Annotated in this window: 23 protein-coding genes; 9 read left to right on the top strand and 14 right to left on the bottom strand. The window is 45.2% G+C overall.

The genetic code is table 11. The annotated features are described in order from the left end of the window. Positions 1–9 precede the first annotated feature (9 nt). Complete coding sequence (gene qoxA, locus PUN35_RS16505) at positions 10–975, bottom strand: cytochrome aa3 quinol oxidase subunit II (RefSeq protein ID WP_010886637.1); 966 nt, start codon at positions 973–975, stop codon at positions 10–12. A gap of 515 nt (positions 976–1,490) precedes the next feature. Between qoxA and PUN35_RS16500 the strand changes: the two genes are divergently transcribed. Then, complete coding sequence (locus tag PUN35_RS16500; protein WP_009968363.1) at positions 1,491–1,736, top strand: GlsB/YeaQ/YmgE family stress response membrane protein; 246 nt, start codon at positions 1,491–1,493, stop codon at positions 1,734–1,736. 70 nt (positions 1,737–1,806) lie between these two features. Here the strand turns inward: PUN35_RS16500 and galT are convergent, their stop codons facing one another. The 4 genes from galT to slrC form a co-directional block, all read right to left on the bottom strand. After that, positions 1,807–3,348 carry a UDP-glucose--hexose-1-phosphate uridylyltransferase gene (galT, locus tag PUN35_RS16495; protein WP_014481269.1) on the bottom strand — a complete coding sequence of 514 codons (1,542 nt, stop codon included), beginning with the start codon at positions 3,346–3,348 and terminating at the stop codon, positions 1,807–1,809. Positions 3,349–3,351: 3 nt separating this feature from the next. After that, positions 3,352–4,524 (bottom strand): galactokinase, encoded by a 1,173-nt coding sequence (locus tag PUN35_RS16490; RefSeq protein WP_014481270.1) that lies wholly within the window; start codon positions 4,522–4,524, stop codon positions 3,352–3,354. 77 nt (positions 4,525–4,601) lie between these two features. Then, on the bottom strand, positions 4,602–4,985 hold the full coding sequence (locus PUN35_RS16485; protein WP_003227398.1) for a GtrA family protein: 384 nt from the start codon (positions 4,983–4,985) through the stop codon (positions 4,602–4,604). A 17-nt stretch (positions 4,986–5,002) separates the two neighbouring features. Then, positions 5,003–5,674, bottom strand: a complete 672-nt coding sequence (gene slrC, locus PUN35_RS16480; RefSeq protein WP_014481271.1) for a transcriptional regulator SlrC — start codon at positions 5,672–5,674, stop codon at positions 5,003–5,005. Between the two features lie 354 nt (positions 5,675–6,028). On the opposite strand from slrC, the gene slrA reads away from it, so the two are divergent. The 3 genes from slrA to PUN35_RS16465 all read left to right on the top strand — a co-directional run bounded on the left by slrA (position 6,029) and on the right by PUN35_RS16465 (position 8,476). Further along, on the top strand, positions 6,029–6,187 hold the full coding sequence (gene slrA / locus PUN35_RS16475; RefSeq protein ID WP_003243648.1) for a transcriptional regulator SlrA: 159 nt from the start codon (positions 6,029–6,031) through the stop codon (positions 6,185–6,187). 442 nt (positions 6,188–6,629) lie between these two features. Next, entirely contained in the window at positions 6,630–6,938 is a 309-nt protein-coding gene (locus tag PUN35_RS16470; protein ID WP_014481272.1) for a DUF485 domain-containing protein, read from the top strand. Next, on the top strand, positions 6,935–8,476 hold the full coding sequence (locus PUN35_RS16465; RefSeq protein WP_014481273.1) for a solute symporter family protein: 1,542 nt from the start codon (positions 6,935–6,937) through the stop codon (positions 8,474–8,476). The genes PUN35_RS16470 and PUN35_RS16465 overlap by 4 nt, the downstream gene beginning before the upstream one ends. 29 nt (positions 8,477–8,505) lie before the next feature. Here PUN35_RS16465 and PUN35_RS16460 read toward each other — a convergent pair whose 3' ends face one another. The 7 genes from PUN35_RS16460 to cidR form a co-directional block, all read right to left on the bottom strand. Then, complete coding sequence (locus PUN35_RS16460; RefSeq protein WP_014481274.1) at positions 8,506–9,108, bottom strand: DsbA family oxidoreductase; 603 nt, start codon at positions 9,106–9,108, stop codon at positions 8,506–8,508. Positions 9,109–9,390: 282 nt separating this feature from the next. Next, positions 9,391–10,641: an iron uptake transporter deferrochelatase/peroxidase subunit gene (gene efeB / locus PUN35_RS16455; protein WP_014481275.1), complete on the bottom strand. Its 1,251-nt coding sequence runs from the start codon at positions 10,639–10,641 to the stop codon at positions 9,391–9,393. An 18-nt stretch (positions 10,642–10,659) separates the two neighbouring features. Next, positions 10,660–11,817 carry an iron uptake system protein EfeO gene (efeM, locus tag PUN35_RS16450; RefSeq protein ID WP_014481276.1) on the bottom strand — a complete coding sequence of 386 codons (1,158 nt, stop codon included), beginning with the start codon at positions 11,815–11,817 and terminating at the stop codon, positions 10,660–10,662. Beyond that, positions 11,814–13,256, bottom strand: a complete 1,443-nt coding sequence (gene efeU / locus PUN35_RS16445) for a ferrous ion permease EfeU (protein ID WP_014481277.1) — start codon at positions 13,254–13,256, stop codon at positions 11,814–11,816. Before efeU ends, efeM begins: the two co-directional genes overlap by 4 nt. 156 nt (positions 13,257–13,412) lie before the next feature. After that, positions 13,413–14,081, bottom strand: coding sequence for a thiamine phosphate synthase (gene thiE, locus PUN35_RS16440; RefSeq protein ID WP_014481278.1), 669 nt, complete (start codon positions 14,079–14,081; stop codon positions 13,413–13,415). Next, positions 14,078–14,896: a hydroxyethylthiazole kinase gene (gene thiM / locus PUN35_RS16435; protein ID WP_033881846.1), complete on the bottom strand. Its 819-nt coding sequence runs from the start codon at positions 14,894–14,896 to the stop codon at positions 14,078–14,080. Before thiM ends, thiE begins: the two co-directional genes overlap by 4 nt. Before the next feature lie 7 nt (positions 14,897–14,903). Further along, positions 14,904–15,809, bottom strand: coding sequence for a cidABC operon transcriptional activator CidR (gene cidR, locus PUN35_RS16430; RefSeq protein WP_014481280.1), 906 nt, complete (start codon positions 15,807–15,809; stop codon positions 14,904–14,906). A 105-nt stretch (positions 15,810–15,914) separates the two neighbouring features. On the opposite strand from cidR, the gene PUN35_RS16425 reads away from it, so the two are divergent. The 4 genes from PUN35_RS16425 (at position 15,915) to PUN35_RS16410 (ending at position 18,498) form a co-directional block, all read left to right on the top strand. Next, positions 15,915–16,301, top strand: a complete 387-nt coding sequence (locus PUN35_RS16425) for a CidA/LrgA family holin-like protein (RefSeq protein WP_014481281.1) — start codon at positions 15,915–15,917, stop codon at positions 16,299–16,301. Continuing rightward, positions 16,283–16,960, top strand: coding sequence for a CidB/LrgB family autolysis modulator (locus PUN35_RS16420; protein WP_003227371.1), 678 nt, complete (start codon positions 16,283–16,285; stop codon positions 16,958–16,960). Before PUN35_RS16425 ends, PUN35_RS16420 begins: the two co-directional genes overlap by 19 nt. Before the next feature lie 104 nt (positions 16,961–17,064). Beyond that, complete coding sequence (locus PUN35_RS16415; RefSeq protein WP_014481282.1) at positions 17,065–18,267, top strand: MFS transporter; 1,203 nt, start codon at positions 17,065–17,067, stop codon at positions 18,265–18,267. Positions 18,268–18,300: 33 nt separating this feature from the next. Next, on the top strand, positions 18,301–18,498 hold the full coding sequence (locus PUN35_RS16410) for a YwbE family protein (RefSeq protein WP_014481283.1): 198 nt from the start codon (positions 18,301–18,303) through the stop codon (positions 18,496–18,498). Between the two features lie 34 nt (positions 18,499–18,532). Here the strand turns inward: PUN35_RS16410 and PUN35_RS16405 are convergent, their stop codons facing one another. Beyond that, positions 18,533–19,720 carry a class I SAM-dependent rRNA methyltransferase gene (locus tag PUN35_RS16405; RefSeq protein ID WP_014481284.1) on the bottom strand — a complete coding sequence of 396 codons (1,188 nt, stop codon included), beginning with the start codon at positions 19,718–19,720 and terminating at the stop codon, positions 18,533–18,535. Positions 19,721–19,840: 120 nt separating this feature from the next. Here PUN35_RS16405 and glxA point away from each other — a divergent pair, with 120 nt between their 5' ends. Beyond that, entirely contained in the window at positions 19,841–20,221 is a 381-nt protein-coding gene (glxA, locus tag PUN35_RS16400; RefSeq protein WP_014481285.1) for a glyoxalase GlxA, read from the top strand. 38 nt (positions 20,222–20,259) lie between these two features. Here the strand turns inward: glxA and PUN35_RS16395 are convergent, their stop codons facing one another. After that, the gene (locus PUN35_RS16395) at positions 20,260–20,937 is read right to left on the bottom strand and encodes a DUF2711 domain-containing protein (protein WP_014481286.1); all 678 of its coding nucleotides are present in this window, start codon (positions 20,935–20,937) and stop codon (positions 20,260–20,262) included. Positions 20,938–20,968 lie beyond the last annotated feature (31 nt).

Here is a 20,968-nt window from a genome sequence, read left to right as displayed (position 1 = left end):
TGATCAATATCATTCTTCTGTATCATCAGACTTCTTAAATTCGTTTTTCTTTACGTTTTCAAACGGATCTGTTTTAGAGTGCGGTGAAACGGCTTGATAGCCAAGGCGTTTGCGCGCCTCCATCGCGTACTCAGCGTCTTGTCCGTGATCAACGTATTTCAAGTGAGTAGAAGAGAACGTTAATTCGTCCACATTTTCAGGAAGCATCAATTCATCATACTTCTCTTTTGTCAGCTTAGGAGCCTCGTTCTGAGTCTTTTTCACCCAGCTGTTAAAGTCTTTTTCTGTGACTGCATTCACATCAAACTCTTGGTCTGCAAAGTGTTCACCTGTGAAGTTCGCGTTGCGGCCTTCGTAAGTACCCACTTTGTCAGCCTGTAAGTATTGATCCATCAGCATTCCTGCCATCGCATATTTTTGTCCTCCAAGCTGAGGAATCCATAGCGAAGCCATTGAATCTGCAGATGAGATTTTGAACAAGATCGGGCGGTCGACAGGAATGTTTAAGTAGTTGACCGTTTCAATATCCTGTTCAGGGTAGCTGAATACCCATTTCCAGTCTACCGAAGTAGCATAAACAACAAGAGGCTCTTTGTCTTTTGTTGCTTCAGGAGCTTTTTCTAACGAATATATCGTCTGTACTGTTGGCACAGAAAGTGCAATGACGATTAAAATTGGGATCACTGTCCAGACTACTTCTAAAAACGTGTTACCGTGAATTTCTGGGTTATAAGATCCATTATCTTTGCCTTTACGGTCGCGGTATTTTACTAAAATAATGGTAAATAGAACAAAGACGACCCCGACGATAAACAGCATAAATCCGATAGATAACAGGATTAAATCACTTTGCTGTTCAGCTACAGGTCCTTTCGGATCTAGTACTGAAGCATTGCTGCATCCCCCAAGGACGAAAACCACAGTTAACAGCGCTAATACAAGCAACGGTTTTAATGCTCTGAACAAGAAGATCACCATCCTTCCTATTGATGTAATAAATCTGAAGTGCATACTTCCTCAAAATCTTTTCTCTACTTTGTTATGCTATCAAAAACTTCACTTATTAGCTTTATTTTTTTATAAACTTCATCCCATTTTCGCTTAAATGTCATAAAATCGACAAAAATTGCTCCAACTTTATTCACATCTATCGCTTAAGATGAAAAGTTTCTAGTTATTTCCGCATATAAAGTAAAGAAAGATGATGAAGAACTAATTCTGACAAATTAAGGTTTACCACAATAAAAAACTTAGGTCAATCAAAAATTTCATTTTGTTAAACTTTCTAGATAGGAATTATTTTTTCCTTGTCTAGCATCTTTTCACACGGTTACCATTTTAACGCATCAAATATTGAAAGAAAAGGCGCAATGAAGAGCCAATATGCTCTGAACTGTCCGTATTTTTTAATGAGAGCATCCAGTTGTTTATCTTATACAAAAAAGAGGAATGATATAAGCAAATAAATAAAAAATAGGATGTGTTGCATGATGAGTTTTCTTATTTCACTTATCGTCGCTATTATTATCGGATGGCTTGGAAGCCTGTTTGTAAAAGGAGATATGCCCGGAGGAATTATCGGGTCTATGATCGCAGGTCTTATAGGCGCCTGGATCGGACACGGGCTGCTTGGAACATGGGGGCCGCACCTAGCCGGATTTGCCATTATTCCAGCGGTAATCGGCGCAGCCATTGTTGTCTTTCTAGTAAGCCTGTTAACCAGAAAAAGAGGATAAAAGCAGCAGCACCCGAAGCGTCAGCGCTTTGGGTGTTTGTTTTGCCATAAAAATCGAAAAAGCCTCAACCCTAGCGGTTGAGGCTTTTGACTGGTTTGGCGCCCAACTGATCGATGAACCTTCTGAAGGCCTGTTTTCCCACTGCTGTCTGTTTAAATACACCGGCGTGTTCAAGAATGCGAGCGAATACATGTCCCAGCTCTTCTTTTATGACTAGATCTGCATTCTCTTTTGTTATGGTTCTTTTTTCCATCATCCGAAGAGCCCATTCACTATGCTTTGCCGTGAGCGGATTTTGTTCTAAGGCTGTTTTTGGATCAGCAGAGCATAGCGCCGCTGCCGTTTCTTTCATTTCCTCCTGTAAGCGGCCAGGCAATATCGCCAATCCCATGACCTCAATCAGGCCGATATTTTCTTTTTTAATATGGTGGACTTCTTGATGAGGATGAAATATTCCTAATGGATGCTCCTCATCCGTCCGGTTGTTCCTCAGTACGATATCGAGTTCGTACAAGTCTCCCCTGCGCCGCGCAATCGGTGTGACCGTATTATGGGGCGTATCGCCTGTATAGGCGGCAATGCCGGCTTTTTCATCGGAATACGTCTGCCACGTGCGGAAGATATGGTCAGCAGCTTCGGCGACATGACCCGGTTCGTCTCCTTGGAGCCTGAGCACAGACATCGGCCACTTCACTAAGCCCAGCGACACGCCGGGATAATCATTTAATTCATAAACGTCTTCCGCTTCTGCACGTGCCATTGGAAAATCATGCGCGCCGCCTTGGAAATGATCATGGCTTAGGATGCTGCCGCCGACAATCGGCAGATCCGCGTTTGAACCGATAAAATAATGCGGATATTGGCCAAGAAATGCCAGCAGCCTTCCAAATGTTTTTTTGCTGATCTCCATCGGTTCATGTTCACCTTTTAAGACAATGCAGTGCTCCGGATAATAGACATATGGCGAGAATTGCAGGAACCATTGTTCGTCCTCAAGGATGACCGGAATGATTCTGTGATTTTGCCGGGCTGGATGATTCACGCTTCCCTCGAAGCCGACATTTTCTTTACACAGCAAACACATCGGATAATTTGTCTGTTCCTGCTCTTTTGCAGCCGCAATCGCTTTCGGGTCCTTTTCAGGCTTTGATAGGTTAATGGTCATTTCCAGCTCGCCATATTCGGTCGGCACCGTCCAATGAACATTTTTGGCAATTCTGTCAGTCCGTATATAATAGACATCCTCTGAATATTGATAGAATTCCTTTGTCGCCTGTTTTGGGCCGTATAATGCTTTTGTCTCTTCAAATTTGCGAATGACCTCGGACGGGGCAGGCACAAAACAGCCCATCAGCTTTGCGCTGAGCAGGTCACGGTACGTATCTGTATCCGCTTCCATTCGGCCGGTTTCCGCAGCCCATTTATAGATGGGAGCTAGCAAGTCCGGCAGGCTTTGTGACTGCTTGATGCTGGTGCTGGAGACCGGCTCGGGATGTGTGATGCCCAGCGCTTCATAAAGACGGTTTCTCGTATATTCCCGATCCCAGATCGAAATCAATTTTCGTTCCAGGCCATACTCAAGCAGCTGTTCCAGATGTTCAATAATACTCATATGTCACTCCCCCTTTAGTTCTCTCGCTCCCTCTCCGATATCCGCGACATAAAAGTCCGCTCGGAGCCCTGTTTTTTCTTGATATCTGTCTCCAACCTTCTGAATAAAATCATCAACGAACTCATCTTTTACAATGCTGATGGTGCATCCGCCAAAGCCTGCTCCCGTCATTCTTGATCCAATTACACCTTCGTGATCCCATGCCGCAAACACAAGCTCATCAAGTTCAGGGCATGTTACTTCATAGTCATCCTTCAATGAAAGGTGGGATTCCTTCATTAACTGCCCGATTTCATCTATATTGTTCTCTTTGAACATATGGGCCGTCTTGATAGCACGGTGATTTTCGTATACAGCGTGCTTTGCCCGGCGTCTGTTCGTTTCATTTTGGATCAGGCTGGAATGCGCATCGAAATCAGAAGGCTTGATGTCGCCCAGTGCTGTAATATCGAGGCCTTTTTTCAGATCAAGCAATGCATCATTGCATTCTTGGCGTCTCGTATTATAGCTTGAGTCAGCCAATGTTCTTTTTTTGTTCGTATTCGCGATGACCAGCGCGAGGCCTGAGACATTGAGTTTGCTATATTCATAGTCAAGCGTGTCACAGTTCAGCAGCATCGCATGATGTTTTTTCCCCATTCCAATTGCAAATTGGTCCATAATTCCGCAATTGACGCCGATAAAATGGTTTTCCGCATGCTGCGCCATTTTCACAAGCTCAAGCGCATCTACTTCAGGATGAAAATAGTTTTGGAGCACGACCCCCATCAGCAGTTCAATAGAAGCGGAAGACGACAGCCCCGCCCCGTTTGGAATATTCCCTGAAAATACAATGTCAAAGCCATGGGGAACTGCATATCCCCTCTGTTGAAATTCATAAATCACGCCTTTTGGGTAGTTCGCCCAGTCGTCTTCTTTTTGATAGCGAATGTCGTCAAGGCTGCATTCCTTGATGCCTGCGTTTCTAAAGTTATCTGAATACATCCGGACAAGCCCGTCTTTTCTTTCTGCAACAGCAGCATATGTACCCATTGTCAGCGCGCACGGAAATACATGCCCGCCGTTATAGTCTGTATGTTCTCCAATCAGATTCACTCTTCCAGGTGCGAAAAAAAACCGTAATCCCTCTTTTTCTCCGAATACACTTGCAAATATCCCCTTTAGCTCTTCCCGCATGTGCAATCACCTTTCTGGTTTTTTTTTATTCCCCTTATTTCTCCATAGAAAACGGCAGATCATATGCTGCAGTCCTCTCATACCCCTTCTTCTTTTGTTTTTTTAAAGACGAGCCATTTGCTCGCAACATAGTTGACGACAACAATGACCGCGTTGTCGAGTATTTTGGCCAAGGTTTCATTTGTATTGAACTGGCCGACAAGAATGATCATCATGCCTAAATCTATGCCGAGAGACAGGACCCGAACGCTGAAAAAAGCAGTGAGCTCTTTCAGCAGGCTCTGCAGATCATGTGTTTTTTGCTGAAACACATATAATTTATTTGTTATGTAAGCAAACAGCACGGACAAAATCCAAGCGGCAACAGTGGCGGCTTTGTAATCCACATTCATGATCTCTACCAATATATAAAAGCTGGCGATATTCACAATGGTTGTGAAAACCCCCATAATGATATACATAATTATTTCTCTATACTTCACTGATGTTCCTCGCTTTCTGAAAAACTTTTCAAAATTCTTGGCGTCTCGTGCTCTCTGTCTAAAGTAAAAAATACCGAGAGTGCGTCTAAAAAGCTGCGGAAGGTGGCTGGCTGGCCCAATACATATGATTGTTTAATGATTCCGTCGAGGACTGCACATATTATTTTAGCCGTATATTCAGGATCAATACAGGCGTCAATCAGCTTTCTCTCCTTCAGCCACTTAATATATAACACATTTTCTTCCACCCACAATTCGTACAGCCGGACATAGGCCTTGCATTTCTTTAAGACTTTATATGTCGGCATGTTCATGGCAAACGAGGTGATGTCCCACGACGGCTTATTTATGTAATAGGAATAAAGCAGTTCTGCAGCGTGTTTTGCAGCCTCGTCCAATGTCAGCGATTTCACTGACTCCCGCTCCATTTGATCAAGATACCCTATAATGATCTTTTTTTTCATCTGACGTTTTTCGAGAAGGTACAGCAGAAAATCGTCCTTGCTGACAAAATGAACATAAAATGCTCCTTTGCTGTACCCGGCGGCTCTGCTGATATCTTCTACAGAAACCGGATCATACGCTCGGTCAATCAACAAATTCACGCCAGCGTCTATAATACTTTCAAATGTTGCTTCTCTTTTAATTTGAAATTTGTTTTTTTTCATATTTTTCTCCTGGCGGTAATGATTACCCTTATCTTACACCGGATCAATCTTTAGCGGTATTTATTTCTTTGAACGGTTATGCTATTCGGTTTCCCAGGGGTCATTTTTAATAGGCTAAATGATTTATTTTCATTTACATACTATCCAGTCAGTATTTAATTGTTTATTATTATAAATAAGGTCCATTGGTTATATTAGTCATTTTTTTAGGGAATAGGTAGGTGGTTTTTCCTTCAGTTTGTGAACACCGATCAACTATGTGTGAAATTTGTTGTACTCGCCTCATCATCGCGCTGGCTTGTCTTTTATTGCCCGCATGTTGCAGGAAAACATTTTATACAATTGGAGGTTACTATGAAAACTCATGTTAAAAAAGATTTGGACAAAGGTTGGCATATGTTAATTCAAGAAGCTAGATCCATTGGATTAGGCATTCATGATGTGAGGCAGTTTTTAGAATCTGAGACAGCATCGAGAAAGAAAAACCACAAAAAAACCGTCCGGCAAGACTAGTCCGAACAGGCGGATCTATTTACCTCTGGCTTTTCTATCACCTGATCTGAGTTTTCACCATATCCTCTATTCAAAAGCAAATCGCTGCGCTGAGCTTGAGGACAAACGGTGTGTCAGCTAACTACGACAGACAGCCGGTGATGCGATCACCTCTTGGCACATGCATTGTCATAAAGAGGTGATGCGAACATGATAACCGTGCTCTGGTAAACAGCAGCTTTGCTGAGAACAAGCTGCATTCGGTGAGGTTTTGAAAGCAAACTCGTTTATACACGGCCGAGCTTGAAAACCTTCGCCTGTCTTTAGACCACTGTGTTCACCTCTTCACGACTTCCTTCTTTTTTCATCCTCCAGATATTGTTCAACGCATAAATCAGACTTTCAGTACATACCTATTGGTGTACCTTTTTGCTTACGTTTAGCGAATAAAAGGAGGAAAGCCATGTACAAAGCTGATTATAAACAGATTGCTGCAACGCCGTCTTTTCAAGCTTTTTTAAAGCAGAAACGCGCTTTTATTGTTCCTTCTGCGATTTTCTTTTTTGTCTTTTATTTTTCACTTCCTGTTTTGACATCTTATTTCACCTTTTTGAATGCACCGGCCATTGGAGCTGTTTCATGGGCTTGGCTGTTCGCCATCGCCCAATTCGCTATGACCTGGATACTGAGTACTGTGTATTCCCGGAGAGCCGCTCATTTCGATCGGTATGTAAGCGCTTTAAAAGAGGATCTGAAGGGTGAACAGATATGAATATGACTGCTTTTTTATTATTTTTGGCGATTGTTGGTCTGACGCTTATTATCACGTATTTTGCAGCGAAGCGGACGAAAACGACGAGTGAGTTTTATACGGCGGGCGGCGGGCTCACCGGCGTTCAGAATGGACTGGCAATTGCCGGTGACTACATGTCTGCCGCCTCGTTTCTCGGGATTGCCGGAATGATTGCGTTATATGGATTTGATGGCTTCTTTTACAGCATCGGTTTTCTGGTGGCTTATCTCGTTGTCTTGTACATCGTGGCGGAGCCGCTTCGGAATCTTGGAAAGTACACGATGGCAGACATGATTGCCGCTCGCTTTAAAGAAAAGAAAATCCGCGGTGTCGCGGCTCTCAATACCATTGCCATCTCTACTTTTTATATGATCGCCCAGCTCGTGGGGGCGGGAGCGCTGATCAAACTGCTTCTAGGGCTGGATTATACCGCGGCTGTCCTCATCGTCGGAGTGCTGATGACCATTTATGTCGTGTTTGGCGGCATGATCGCGACAAGCTGGGTTCAAATTATTAAAGCTGTTTTACTGATGGCCGGCACACTCGTGATTTCGATTATCGTGTTTTCGAAATTCGGCTTTAGCCTTAATACCATGTTTGAACAGATGAAAACGGCTACTCCGCTTGGCGCTGATTTTTTGAATCCCGGAAATAAATACAAGGTGCCGCTTGAGACCTTGTCGTTAAACTTGGCACTCGTGCTGGGAACCGCCGGGCTTCCGCATATATTGATCCGGTTTTATACCGTTAAGGATGCCAAGACGGCCCGTACATCCGTTGTGTCGGCGACATGGATTATCGGTGTGTTTTACATTATGACGGTTTTTCTCGGCTTTGGTGCCGCGGCATTTGTCGGTTTTGACGCGATTACAGCGGCTGATCAAGCGGGAAATATGGCGGCTCCGCTTTTAGCAAAAGCGCTCGGGGGAGACTTTCTGTTCGCGTTTGTATCAGCTATCGCCTTTGCCACCATTTTGGCTGTCGTGACAGGGTTGGTGCTGTCTGCCGCCTCAGCATTTGCCCATGATATTTACAGCCAGATCATCAGAAAGGGAGAAGCAACTGAAAAAGAACAAATGAAAGCGGCCAGATGGGCTTCTGTCGCCGTGTCAGTACTCTCGATTCTCCTTGCGATTTTTGCACAATCCTTAAATGTGGCGTTCCTTGTTGCACTCGCGTTTGCGGTAGCCGCCAGCGCAAACCTTCCGCTGATTGTGTTTACAGTCTTCTGGAAACGATTCAATGCCTCAGGCGCTCTATGGGGCAGCCTGACAGGCCTGATCAGCGCGCTTGTGCTGGTATCGATGAGCCCTAGTGTGTGGGACCCGGCCGGAGGTGCTATTTTTACCGGTGATCCGCTCATTCCGCTGTCTAATCCAGGAATTATTTCCATCCCGCTCGGCTTTCTCGGCGCGTGGCTCGGAACGATGCTGTCGTCTGATAAAACAATTGATGAAGATACGTTTGCAGAAATACAGGTGAAGGCGCATACTGGCGTCCATATGGAACAGGAATAAAAAAGCTCTCTTTATCGAGAGCTTTTTCCTTACTTTTTCTTCTGCTCGTCAGAAATCGCTTTTTCAAATACATCCTTGCCGGCAGCACCTGGAATTACAGTGTCGCCGATAATAAAGGTTGGAACGGCTGTGATGTCAGCCTCTTCATAAGCGTGCTTCAAGGCTTGGCGCTGCACGTCCTGATATGTTCTTGTTTCCAGTGCTGATTTGAATGATGCACCGTCTAATCCCACTTCCTCGGCGAGCTTCGTCAAGATGTCAATGTCGCCGATATTTTGGCCCTCTTGGAAAAACGCCTGAAAGACACGGGTGTTGTATTCATGTCCTTTATTGTATTCCTTCGCAAAATGGAAGCCTTCAAACGCGAGGTCTGTATACGGATGGGGCGAGACGTTTGGAAAATTGATCTCGACTCCTAATTTCTCCGCCATTGGCTGAATCGATGTCTGCCACATGTACTGTTTGGAAGGATCATTGACCGGATCAAGCTGAGGAGATGGACTTGGGCGCAGTTCAAACGGCATCCACTCGACTTCAACATCCTTTCCTTTTATCGCTTCTTCAAAAGCGGCTTTTCCAACAAAACAAAATGGGCAGACGTAATCTGAATAAACTTTAATGTGTACTGTCATGATAATCTCCTTTCGTATAAATTGATTTTAAACTGTAACAATTAAAGTTACAACTGTTTTTTAAATAAAGAAGCCGATTAAGGCTTCTTTCAGATTGTTGACAAAATCCTAAAAAGTTTTAGGATTTTGTCATCCTTTCAGCGTGATTGAAAACCCTTGAAGTCTAGGAAAGCCGAGCATTGGAGCGGAGCGAATGCTCTAATTCGTGAGCACCAACGCACAGGCTTGACAACGAATGCGAGGGTTTGTCGACACGCTGAAAGAAGCCTGTAAAGGCTTCTTTTATGATTCCAGCAAACGCTGGGCAATATATTCTCCTTTTTTGCAGCCGCCTGGGCATGCATATAAAGCAGAACCGATTGTTTGTGTATATTCGTTTAACGCATCCTTTGCTGAAAGAGCCTTCAGCATCGGGATAAACTGATTGTCGGGATTTTTTTGAAAACTGATAAACAGGAGACCTGCATCCATATAGCCGGTTTTCGGATCAAGTCCTTCTGTGTAAGAGAAAGCTCTTCGCAAAATTTGTTTTCCCGTAGATTTCGCTAGACTGACGTGCGAATTAGACGGAATTTGATTCAGCTTCACGGGATCTGTTTCCTTTTTCTGTCCGAAAGGCGCCCCTGAGCTTTTTCTGCGGCCGAAGGTATCCTCTTGATCCTTGAGGGAAGAGCGGTCCCATATCTCAAGGAACATTTTGATTTTCCGGAAAGCCATATAGGTGCCGCCCGTCATCCAGTCAGGCTCACCGGACTGAACCCACACGATCGAGTTCATCAAGCTGTCATCCTCCGTGCTCTGGTTGCCTGTTCCATCTTTGAATCCGAAGAGGTTGCGCGGTGTTTCGCCATTTTTTCCTCCGCTTAAAAAGCCTTTGTTCACAAAACGGACCTCACAAGTGCCGACCGCTTGATTTAGCAGGTTACGCAGCGCGTGAAACGCCACTTGCTCATCGTCTGCACATACTTGAATGCAGATGTCCCCGCCTCCCTGCTTTTCATCCAGGTTGTCATTAGGCATCGCTGGAAGAGCGGCTAGGTGCTTCGGTTTTTTGCTTTTCAGCCCGAAGCGGTCCTTTCCGTCTTTTTCAAAAAAGCCAGGCCCAAATCCGAATGTGACCGTTAAGTTGGAAGGGGATAAATCAGCAGACTCACCTGTATCCTGCGGGGGCAGATATTGATTTCTCTGCTCCGATGACATTTTCTTGCCAGATGTCAGCATCTGTGTGAGACTTGTCCAGTTTCTAAATAACGTAATGATGTCGCTTTTGTCTTTTGCTGTTACATCCAGCGCAGCAAAATAGACATACGTCTGATGGGCAGTTGTGATTCCGGCCTGATGCTTTCCGTAAAACGGAACAATCTGCTCCTCCTCTTTTTCATCCTTTTTCGATGGCTTAGCCGCAGTCTGAACAAGCGGAGCGAGACCGCCGAGTCCGCTGGCACCGATCGCAACGGCTGCCCCCGCCATTGCCCCCCATTTTAAAATGTCCCGTCTATGAATTTGTTCTGGCTTTTTTTGTTCATCGCTCATGCTGTTACAAAACTCCTTTTATAGCACATTCGCAATCTTCGACATGGTTTCAGAAAGAGTCGTCAGCTTTGTGCTCAGCTCTCTGATTTGCTTTTCACTTAATTTATCATAAGACGTATAGGACTGATCACTTGTTTTGTATTTTGCCATTAAAACTTCAAATTCGCTGAACTCCGTATCCAGTTTTTCCGTCAAGTCGGAGTGATCTTTTACAAGCGCGCTTTTCACTGTTTGATAAACGGCTTCTGAGCCTTCCACATTTGCCATAAGGTCCACTAGATCAATTCGTGAGTAGCGCTCTTCTTCTCCCGTGATTTTCGAAATTCCGGCTTCGTTCAGAAGCTCCATCGCGCCTGCAACAATTTGTTCAGGGGTTAATTTCAGTGATTGAATTGAACCGTCAAGCTCTTTTACATCTTTGAGAAGCTGGTCAGCTGTTGCCTTTTCCCCGGAAATATCTTGATCCTTCCAAATGGCCTTCTCAAGCTTATGGAAGCCTGTCCATTTGTCTCCTTCTTCAACATCGTTTTCTCGGGCGTCAATTTTCGGGTCAAGATCTCCGAGGCTTTCAGCGATCGGTTCGATTCGCTCATAATAAACACGCGCTTTCGCATATAACGTTTTGGACTTTTCGATATCGCCGGATTTCACAGCACCCGTAAATGCTTCAGTCGCTTTGACAAGCTGGTCACTCTGCTCTTTGACATAGCCTTTATACTCATCCGCTGCTTTTGCCAGCTGATCGCTAGCCTTTTTGCCGCTCTTCTTCGCTTCTGTCAGGTCTTCTAAGGATGCTTTCAATGACTCGGATTCTGTCTTGATTTTTGCTGCATCCGGTTTGTCTTTTTGCGCTTCTGTGTAGATTGGCTGAAGATGTTTTTCGATTTCTGTATATTCGAATGGATAGTCGCTCCGAATATCGTTTTCAAAGGAAAGCCAGTAGCTGTTTAACTCTTTCCCCTTCTTTTCAATCTCTTTTTGGTCTCCTTTTTCCGCTGAGTCATTCAGCTTGGAAATGATGGTTTCCATTTTATTTACGGATGCGGTGATTTCTTTAGTGACCCCGCTTTTTTCAGATGAAGCTTTTTCTTTAGTTGAAGATGTGTCGTTGGCTCCGCAGCCTGCGCACAGCGCAAGGATGCATCCGGCTGATACAGCGATTTTTGTGAAATTCATTTTGTCAGTTCCTTTCCGTTTGTAAAATGTTTTGCCGTTTCTGAAACAAGCGCAATCAGTAAAAAGAGTAAAATCAACATTTGCGGAATCGTGCTGTACACAGACGGATAAATTCCCAGCACCGATACAGACGGCAGCCAGCTTTCTGCATCAGACGGAAGAATGCCCGCCAGCTGAAGGCTGTGAACGCCAGTTCCGAGAAATTTCACGCACATATACAGGACAACCGCCATTGATAGAAGAAAAAACGGCTTTAATGGAATGCGCAGTCCGAGCTTGATCAATAGAACCCCGACGATGACGAGAACGATAAGCCCTGCGGCAGTTCCGCCGATCAGTTCAGTGAGCGGGAGCTTCCCGACAAGCCCGATGAAAAAGATGACCGTTTCGAGTCCTTCTCTTACAACGGCCAGAAATGCAATGAGCGCAAAGGAAAGCAGGCTTCGTTTTTTTAGTGCCTGTGACTTCTGGATATTGATTTTTTCTCTCCATTTATCCATTGAGGCGTTTCTGTGCAGCCACACCCCGACATACAAAAGCATGATAGCGGACAGTACACCGGTAACGCCGCCAAGCAAGAAATTATTTTCTCCGAATACACTGGAGGAGAACAGAACCGTGACACCGATGCCGGCTGCTAAGGAAACAGCCATGCCAGCGGACGCCCCGCCCCAGATCCATGCCGAGGAGCGCGTGACCCGCGCTTTTTTTGTCATGGTTAATAGCGCTCCGATGACAAGGAGGGCCTCCATTCCTTCACGAATCGGGATCAGCGCCGCATCCCACCAGCTGTAGCTGCTTGAAGCGATCGGCTCGAGCAATTGAATCATTTCGTCAATTTGCTTTGATACCTTTTCGGGATGGCTGCCGATTTCCGCCTTCATCAGCGCCAGATTTTCCTCCGATGTCGTATAGGCTTCTTTCGATTGGGAAACGACGTCTCCCTCAACGGCGAGCCAGGATGTAACTAAATTGTCGATTGCGGATGACGCTTCCAATTGTTTTTTTTCTATTAACTGTTTTGTGTCTTTCAAGCTGTGTATATAGGCTGTTAAGGACGCCCTTGATTGACCTGAGGATGTCTTTTTCAGCACGACAGCCTGCTGATAGGTTTCTAAATGAGACGAAAGCTCTTCAAGCTGTGTTTTGAGCTTGCCTGTATCTTGATTGATATAAGAAAGAGAAATCATCGCGATATTCGCGTCCATTTCGCTGTGAGAAGAAAGGTTTTCCTTTTTAATAGAAGGTTCTTCTTTTTTCCACTTCGCTTTGAAGGTTTCAAACGTTTGTTGTGCCGAATCCATATCCCCGTCTGTTACGGATTTGATCATTTGCTTGTTTAATTGAATTAATGCGGCGATCGGATCATCTTCCGCATGTGCCGCAGAACCGAAAACCATCAACAAGCTGAATAGAATAAGCGCCAGCCCCCGAGCCATCATGTTCCTCCTATAATTGAAAATGATTATCATTGTATAACATAATCATAGCCAGTTCCTGTCCTTTGTCAATTAAAATTTGAAGGTCTGAAAACCTTGATGGAAAGCAAAAAAGCTGTCCTTTTACAGAACAGCTTTTTGAAGAAAGATGAACGATTATCTTCCTGTTTTATACGTTTGAATTTCCTCCCGAAACTTGCGTGCAGCACTCTCAGGATCCTCCGCCTGACTTATGGCGCTGATCATACTGACACCATCGGCCCCCGCTTGGATAACAGGTGCGGCATTATCTATTGTGATGCCGCCGATGCCGACAATTGGAATGCTGATGCCTTGGCGGCGAACTGCTTCAATAAGAGATACCCCTTGTACCGCTCTCGTATCTTTTTTCGTTTCAGTCGGATAGATCGGCCCAAGCCCGACATAATCCGCTCCGTCTTCTTCAGCTTGCTTCACCTCAGACATCGTATGAGCAGAAACGCCGAGAATCATATCACCTATGGAAGCTCTTACCTCTTTCGCGTTTGCGTCTTCCTGGCCGATGTGGATACCGTCAGCTTTCAGCTTCAGAGCCAATTCCACATCATCATTGACAATGAACGGAACACCGGCTTCACGGCAGGCTGCCTGCACTTTTTCAGCAAATTCAATCCGAGCCTCTCCTGTCAGCGCATCCCCGCCTTTTTCACGGAACTGGTACAGGGTGGCACCGCCTTTTAACGCTTTTTGTACAACTGTAACAGGATCGGCTTTCGTATTATTTGACCCCATAATGAAGTAAACAGATAATAACTCTTTCATCATTTCCCGAGAAATACGAGTCATGAGACAGTCACCCTTTCTATAGTCGCCCATTCTTGGACGTCTTGTTCAGTAACAGTTGAAAGCTTGTTCAGCAATTCAATCTGAAAGCTTCCAGGGCCTTGGTCAGCCGTCTGCTTTGCGGCAAGCTGAGCGGCGACCCCATAAGAAGAAATGGCAACAATAGCAGCAAACAATGGATTTTCTTCCACAGCGCAAAACGCACCGACGACGGAAGTCAGCAGGCAACCGGCGCCTGTCACTTTTGTCAGCAGCTTGTGGCCGTTATGAAGGGTGTATACATGTGACGTGTCGGCTATGACATCAACTTCACCAGTTATCGCAATGACCGTGTTTAGCTTTTGTGCCGCCTGCTGAGCCAGCCGGATGATGTCGCCTCCGCCTTCACCCGCATCAACACCTTTGATCAGCCAGTCGGTCACGCCGACGGTATGGGCAATTTCCGCCGCATTTCCTCTGATTGCAGCAAGGCGCACCTCACGAATGATGTCACGTGCCGATTCAGTGCGGAACGGTGTTGCTCCGGCACCGACAGGATCAAGAATGACGGGAACGCCATGTTCATTAGCTGATTTTCCCGCGATGATCATCGCTTCGACTGACTCCTTGCTCAGCGTTCCGATATTTAAAACGAGTGCACCCGCAATTTTCGCCATATCGGCGACCTCTTCTTTTGCGTACGCCATAACGGGCGATGCGCCGAGCGCGAGCAGGCCGTTTGCTGTGAAATTCGTTACGACATTGTTGGTTATGCTATGCACCAGTGGGCTATGCCTGCGGACAGCAGTAAGACATTTTGCTGCTGATTGTGCATCCATGTTTGCATCATCCTTTACTTTCTTTTTTCGGGTCCCATAAATACGATTTCGTATGTTCGAGCCAAGCTCTGGCCGCAAACGACAAGTACCGGTCCTTTCTCCAAATAATGGCGAGGTGCCAAGGGATGACCGGATCGACAAGCGGAATGACTTTCACTTTTTCCGGGTCAAGGCCGCGGCAGATCCGTTCCGGCAAAAGCCCGATCCCAAGGTTGGCTGATACCATCTCACTAATAAAATCCCATTGTGATGTTTCATAAATGATATGGGGCCGGAACCCAGCCTTGATACATTCCGTCATAATTCGGTTGTGCAGGACAAAATCCTCTCTGAAGAAAATAAAAGGCTCGTCCTTCAACTCACTCAGCTGACATTCTTTCTCATCAGCCAGCCGGTGGGAAGGGTGAACGACAAGCATTAAGGTTTCTTTTACGATTGTAAACGAATGAAAGATATCTTCGTTTGCGGGAAGGACCACAACGCCGATATCAAGAGAGCCGTCCCCGACACCTTCTTGGACTTTTATAGAACCGTCTTCGACTAGCTGAAAGGTGACATTCGGATAGTTTTCACGGAAATCGCCGAGCACTCTCGGGAAAAACCCCGATCCGATCATCGGCGGCAGTCCAATCCGTACGTGCCCTTTCTTGACTTCCATAATATCATTTAATTCTGACGTCAGGTTTTGAAATGATTTAATGATTTCCTGCGCCTGCACATACATGCTATGACCGGCATCAGTCAGTTCTACCTGCCTGCCGTTTCGGTAAAACAGTTCAATTCCGAGCTCTTCTTCTAAATTTTTGATCATTTTTGATATCGTCGGCTGAGAAACATAAAGGGATTGGGAAGCCTTCGTAAAACTTTTTAAACGGGCGACTTCCAAGAAATATGTTAAATGGCGGATATCCATGCGCTTCACCCTTTCTATAGACAAAAGGAATACTTCTTATTCTTAATATATATTTTACCTATAGCGAGACCTTATGTACAATAAGTATATAAGGGAGGCATCAATATGAAAAAACTGTTGCTAACCGTTATTCAAATCGCTCTGTTATTTATATTTGCTCGGCTGATTAATTGGGTGACAGCCCTTCTTCATATAAATATTCCCGGCAGTATAATAGGGATTGTGATTCTTTTCACATTATTGCACTTTAACATTATCAAGCTTGAATGGATCGAGCTTGGTGCAACGTGGCTTCTCGGGGAGCTGCTTTTATTTTTTATCCCGTCTGCCGTCGGAGTGATTGAATACGGAGACATTATGTCGAAATTTGGTGTCAGCATTCTGCTTGTTGTCATCATCAGCACGTTTGTCGTGATGGTGTCTACAGGAACGCTTACACAACTCATTGCAAAGAGAAAGGAGAAAAAGCATACGTGTTCATCGGAATTGTAAGCTTGTTTTTAACGGTTTTGGTGTATTTAGGAGCAAAAAAGGTATATCAACGCTTTCCGCGTGTTTATACGTCGCCGCTATTGGTGACGCCCGCTGTGTTAGTCGGTCTGCTGCTGCTGGTGAATGTCCCGTACGAGTCCTATAATCTCGGCGGCGGATTGCTGACCGATATGCTACAGCCGGCCACCGTGGCATTCGCGATCCCGCTATATAAATATTTCCCTGTTTTAAAGAAATACGCAGTGGAAATTATTTTGAATGTGGCCGTCGGTTCATGCATCGCGATTATTTCTACCGCTCTTATTGCGAAATGGCTTCACCTCGGCACCGGCTTAATTGACAGCCTCGTCCCGAGATCAGTGACAACGCCGATCGCGATGAACGTATCTGAAATGATCGGCGGAATGCCTGCCGTCACAGCCGTGTTTGTGATTTTAACCGCTTTGCTCGGCACAGTGATCGGTCCGATGGTCATCCGTTATTTCCGCATTGATAACGAAATCGCGCGGGGCGTGCTGCTCGGCACAAGCGCGCACGGAGCGGGAACGTCAAAGGCATTTGAGCTTAGCTCTGTGTCCGGCACGATTTCCAGCGTATCGATGATCTTAGCTGCGATTATGACGCTTTGCGCGGCGCCGTTTTTGCTTTCATTTATGTAAAAAACTGTCCTCTCGAGGGCAGTTTTTTTTATGTGCTTCCCCTTATTGAAAAGCTGGCGAATTCCAATATAATGTATTTTGCGGATACCAAAGGAGGCACCCTGATGCACAACTTGCAGGTGAGGCGGTATTACGCCGCGTTAAAAGGATTTTATTTGTTTGCTTTTCTCGGTACGGGCAGCATAATTCCCTTACTCAGTATGTATTTAACGAAGGAACAGCATTTAAGCGGATCACAGGTCGGCTTGATCATGTCACTGGGCCCGATTGTGATGATTTTCTTTCAGCCGTTTTGGGGCATGCTGAGCGACTATACGCAAAAAACGAAAGGCCTGCTGGCGGTTTGCACATCAATCACAGGCATCATTGGATTAGCCTATATTGCATTTGACGGTTTCCCTCTGTTTATTTTGATTGCGGCCTGTTTTGCAGCCTTTCAAAGCACGATTATTCCACTTTCGGACAGCATTTCACTAAGGTACACACAAGAAACAAACGGCAACTACGGCGGAATCCGCCTGTTTGGTTCTCTCGGCTTCGGCGTCGCGGTGTTTGCCATGGGACAGGTGACGAACCAGCTGTACCCCATTCACGTGATCTTTATCTTTGGCTGTGCCTTTCTGTGCATTGCCGCCATATTGGCTTCTCAAATGCCGGGCCAGCAGAAAACGAAAACAAAGGTCAATATCCGCAAAGGATTCCGGGAGCTTATCAGCAACAAAACCTTCCTCATCTTTATGATCATCACCTTTACGACATTTGCTCCAAACTTAGCGAACAATACGTATTTCAGTCTTTTTCTGGACAAAAGCGGCGCGTCTCTTTCCGCTATCGGCATTTTATTTTTCATCGGCGTGATTTCAGAAATACCATTTATGCGGTTTGCCCAAACATTTATAGATAAAATGGGGCTGCTCAACGTCATTATGCTGTCAGGCGGAGTCTCATTATTCAGGTGGGCGCTCTATTTCACGGCGCCTTCACTATGGATCATATATGTGACGGTCTTTCTTCAGGGAGTGGCCATCGGTTTATTTATCCCGGCGGCGCTTCAATATGTGAAAAAGATTACCCCAAGACACGTTGAAGCGACGGCACTGACCATGTACGCCGCCATCGGCAACGGGTTCGGCAACTGGTTCTGCACATTTGCAGGCGGGTACATTTTTGACTACGTGTCGATCTTCGCAGTCTACTTGCTTTTTGGCATTCTGAGCATAGCAGGCTTTGGCCTGACATTATATTTAATGAAGGCTGAAAAAAACAAACATACACTTCATCAGCCGGCTGTTACTTTTAAACCATAATGACTATAATGAACAAAAGAAAGGATGTGCGTTATGAACGGGCAAGAGCGAAACAGCATTTCGAAAGGGTTGCAGGTGGATATTGTATTGAAAGAGGATCAAAAAACAGGAAAACTGACGCGAGGGACAGTGAAGGATATTTTGACGAAATCAAGCTTTCATCCGCACGGCATTAAAGTCCGGCTTGAAGATGGCCGCATCGGCCGCGTCCAGCAGATCATTTCTACATAAAAAAAAGCTGCCCCTGAACAGGGCAGCTTTTTCATTACTTTTTCTGCAGAAGGACCACTTTCAGGTAGTTGCCTTCCGGAAATGCCGAAATCGTTTTGAAATCCTTCGGCAGCGTAAATTCCTCAATGATGGTGTAGCGTTCGTTTGTTTCTTTAAATGCGGCATCGATAAAGCCTTTGAATTTCTTCATGCCAAATGCGCTGCTGTTTGTAGAGGCAACAATGACACCCTTGTCAGCAGTGATGGCGATCGTTTCCTTCAGCAGGTTTTTATAATCCTTGGCCGCGCTGAAGGTGCGTTTTTTTGTGCGCGCAAAGGAAGGCGGATCGAGAATAATCAGATCAAAGCGCAAATCCTTTTTTTCAGCATATGAAAAATAATTAAAAACGTCCATCACTTTAATGTCGTGCGCTTCGTAATCCAGCTTGTTCACGCTGAATTGCTCGATCGTTTTGGCCAGACTTCGGTTTGCCACGTCGACGCTTGTTGTTTTCTCCGCTCCGCCAAGCGCCGCTGCCACGGAGAATGCACCCGTATAAGAAAATGTATTTAAAACGGTTTTCCCTTTTGCATAGCGGTCTCTGATCGCCTTGCGCACATGTCTCTGATCCAAAAAGATGCCCGTCATGGCGCCTTCATTCAAATCCACCGCGTATTGAATGCCATTCTCCTGGATGATGATCGGGAACTCGCCTCTTTTCCCTTTCACGAAGTCATCATCTTCAACGTATTGTCCAGCTGTGTCGAAGCGTTTTTTCTCGTAAATCGCTTTATAATCAAGATCCATCTCATCCAAAGCGGAAATTAGCATATCTTTAAAGGTGTAAATGCCCTTGCTGTACCATTGTACCAGCAGGTAGCCGTCATAATAGTCGATGGTGACGCCGCCGACACCGTCGCCCTCACCGTTAAACAGGCGGAAAGCCGTTGTATCTTGAGCCTCAAATAGTTTGGCGCGCGCTTGGGCCGCTTTTGTTAATTTGGTGAGAAAAAATGCCTGGTCAATCTGTTCATGTTTATTGCGGGTAAGCGTCCAGCCGACCCCTTTATTTTGCAGGCCGTAATAGCCCCGCGCGAGAAACTCGCCGCTCTCAGACACGATATCAACGATGTCTCCTTCTTTCATGTGCCCCGCACTCCCTGCGAGAGCTTCTTTTTCGATAAGGGGATAGCCTTTTTTGATTTTGGCAGCGTGTGCTTTCTTTAGGGTGAGTAGCTTCATATATGTCGTCCTCTTTCTGTTTGCTTTCTCTTATCGTACCACAAAACGCCAAGATGTCTGCATTGACAGAAAGGAAAGGTTTTTCTACGATAGACAAAAAGAGTTACGAGGAGGAGCAGCATGGCAAAACGAATTGACCATACAGGCATCATGGTAAGAGATATTAACGCGTCCATCACATTTTATGAAGAGGTACTCGGCATGAAATTGAAGGATCGCATCACACACACGAACGGTGTAATCGAGCTTGCATTTCTTGGCTTTGAAGACGGACCGGAAACAGAAATTGAACTGATTCAAGGCTACAGCAGCGAGCTTCCCGCTGAAGGAAAAGTGCACCACATTGCCCTGCTGACTGATGACATCGCGGCTGAATATACAAAAGCGAAAAAAATGAACGCGAAATTTATCGACGAGGAGATCACAACACTTCCAAACGGATACCGTTATTTCTATATCGAAGGCCCTGACGGTGAGTGGATTGAGTTCTTTCAGCGATAAAAAAAAAGAACGTACATTTTGTGATGTACGTTCTTTTTTTATCTATACCAACTGATATACGTTGACTCATCGCAAATCATAGCTTCCCAGCCCATACGCTCAACCAATTCATGGATGTTTTTATCTTTGGCTAAAAAGACATTAATGAATGAGTCATATACACTCATAAACACAAAATCCATTTTCTCATCAGTTAAAACGAGCTCTGCTGCGGCTTCATCAAGAACCGTCCGCAAGTTGGCCTCAGTTATGTCCAAAACGCCGCGGTTTTCCACAATCGGTTCTGCGTAATAAAACCGATTGGATCCGTTCGCACCTAATACCTTTACCAAACTCGGAATATGAAAATTTGAAATATGATCCTCACTGGGATAATAGAGGTCTCCATTTATGTTTTCATGTAACACCTCAGCCAAATCCTCTCTCGCGAACTCGTCCCTTAAAGCACCTATCGACGTCATTAAAGCCAGCGCCAGCTCAGCATGTGTTTGAAAGCCGCAAGAAGACATAACCTTCTTCCAGGAAACAGCCTTGCCTATTCCTCTTATTTCATCATCGTTTGGATAAATATGCTCGTAATCATTTTTTCTTTTTGCATTCTCCCATCCTTCAGGCATTTGGATAAAAGGAGAAAAGATAAGTGCAGCAGATGAGTATTCAACTGGTACTTGTTGTAAGATTGGTGATTCGTCATCTAACCATATATAATCTAGCATGCGCACCTCCTTTACATATTCTAACATTCTC

Source organism: Bacillus sp. N3378-2at, from assembly GCF_033412715.1.
Lineage (GTDB): Bacteria > Bacillota > Bacilli > Bacillales > Bacillaceae > Bacillus > Bacillus subtilis.
Note: the sequence above shows the minus strand (reverse complement) of the source record. Positions and strands in the feature narration are given on the sequence as shown.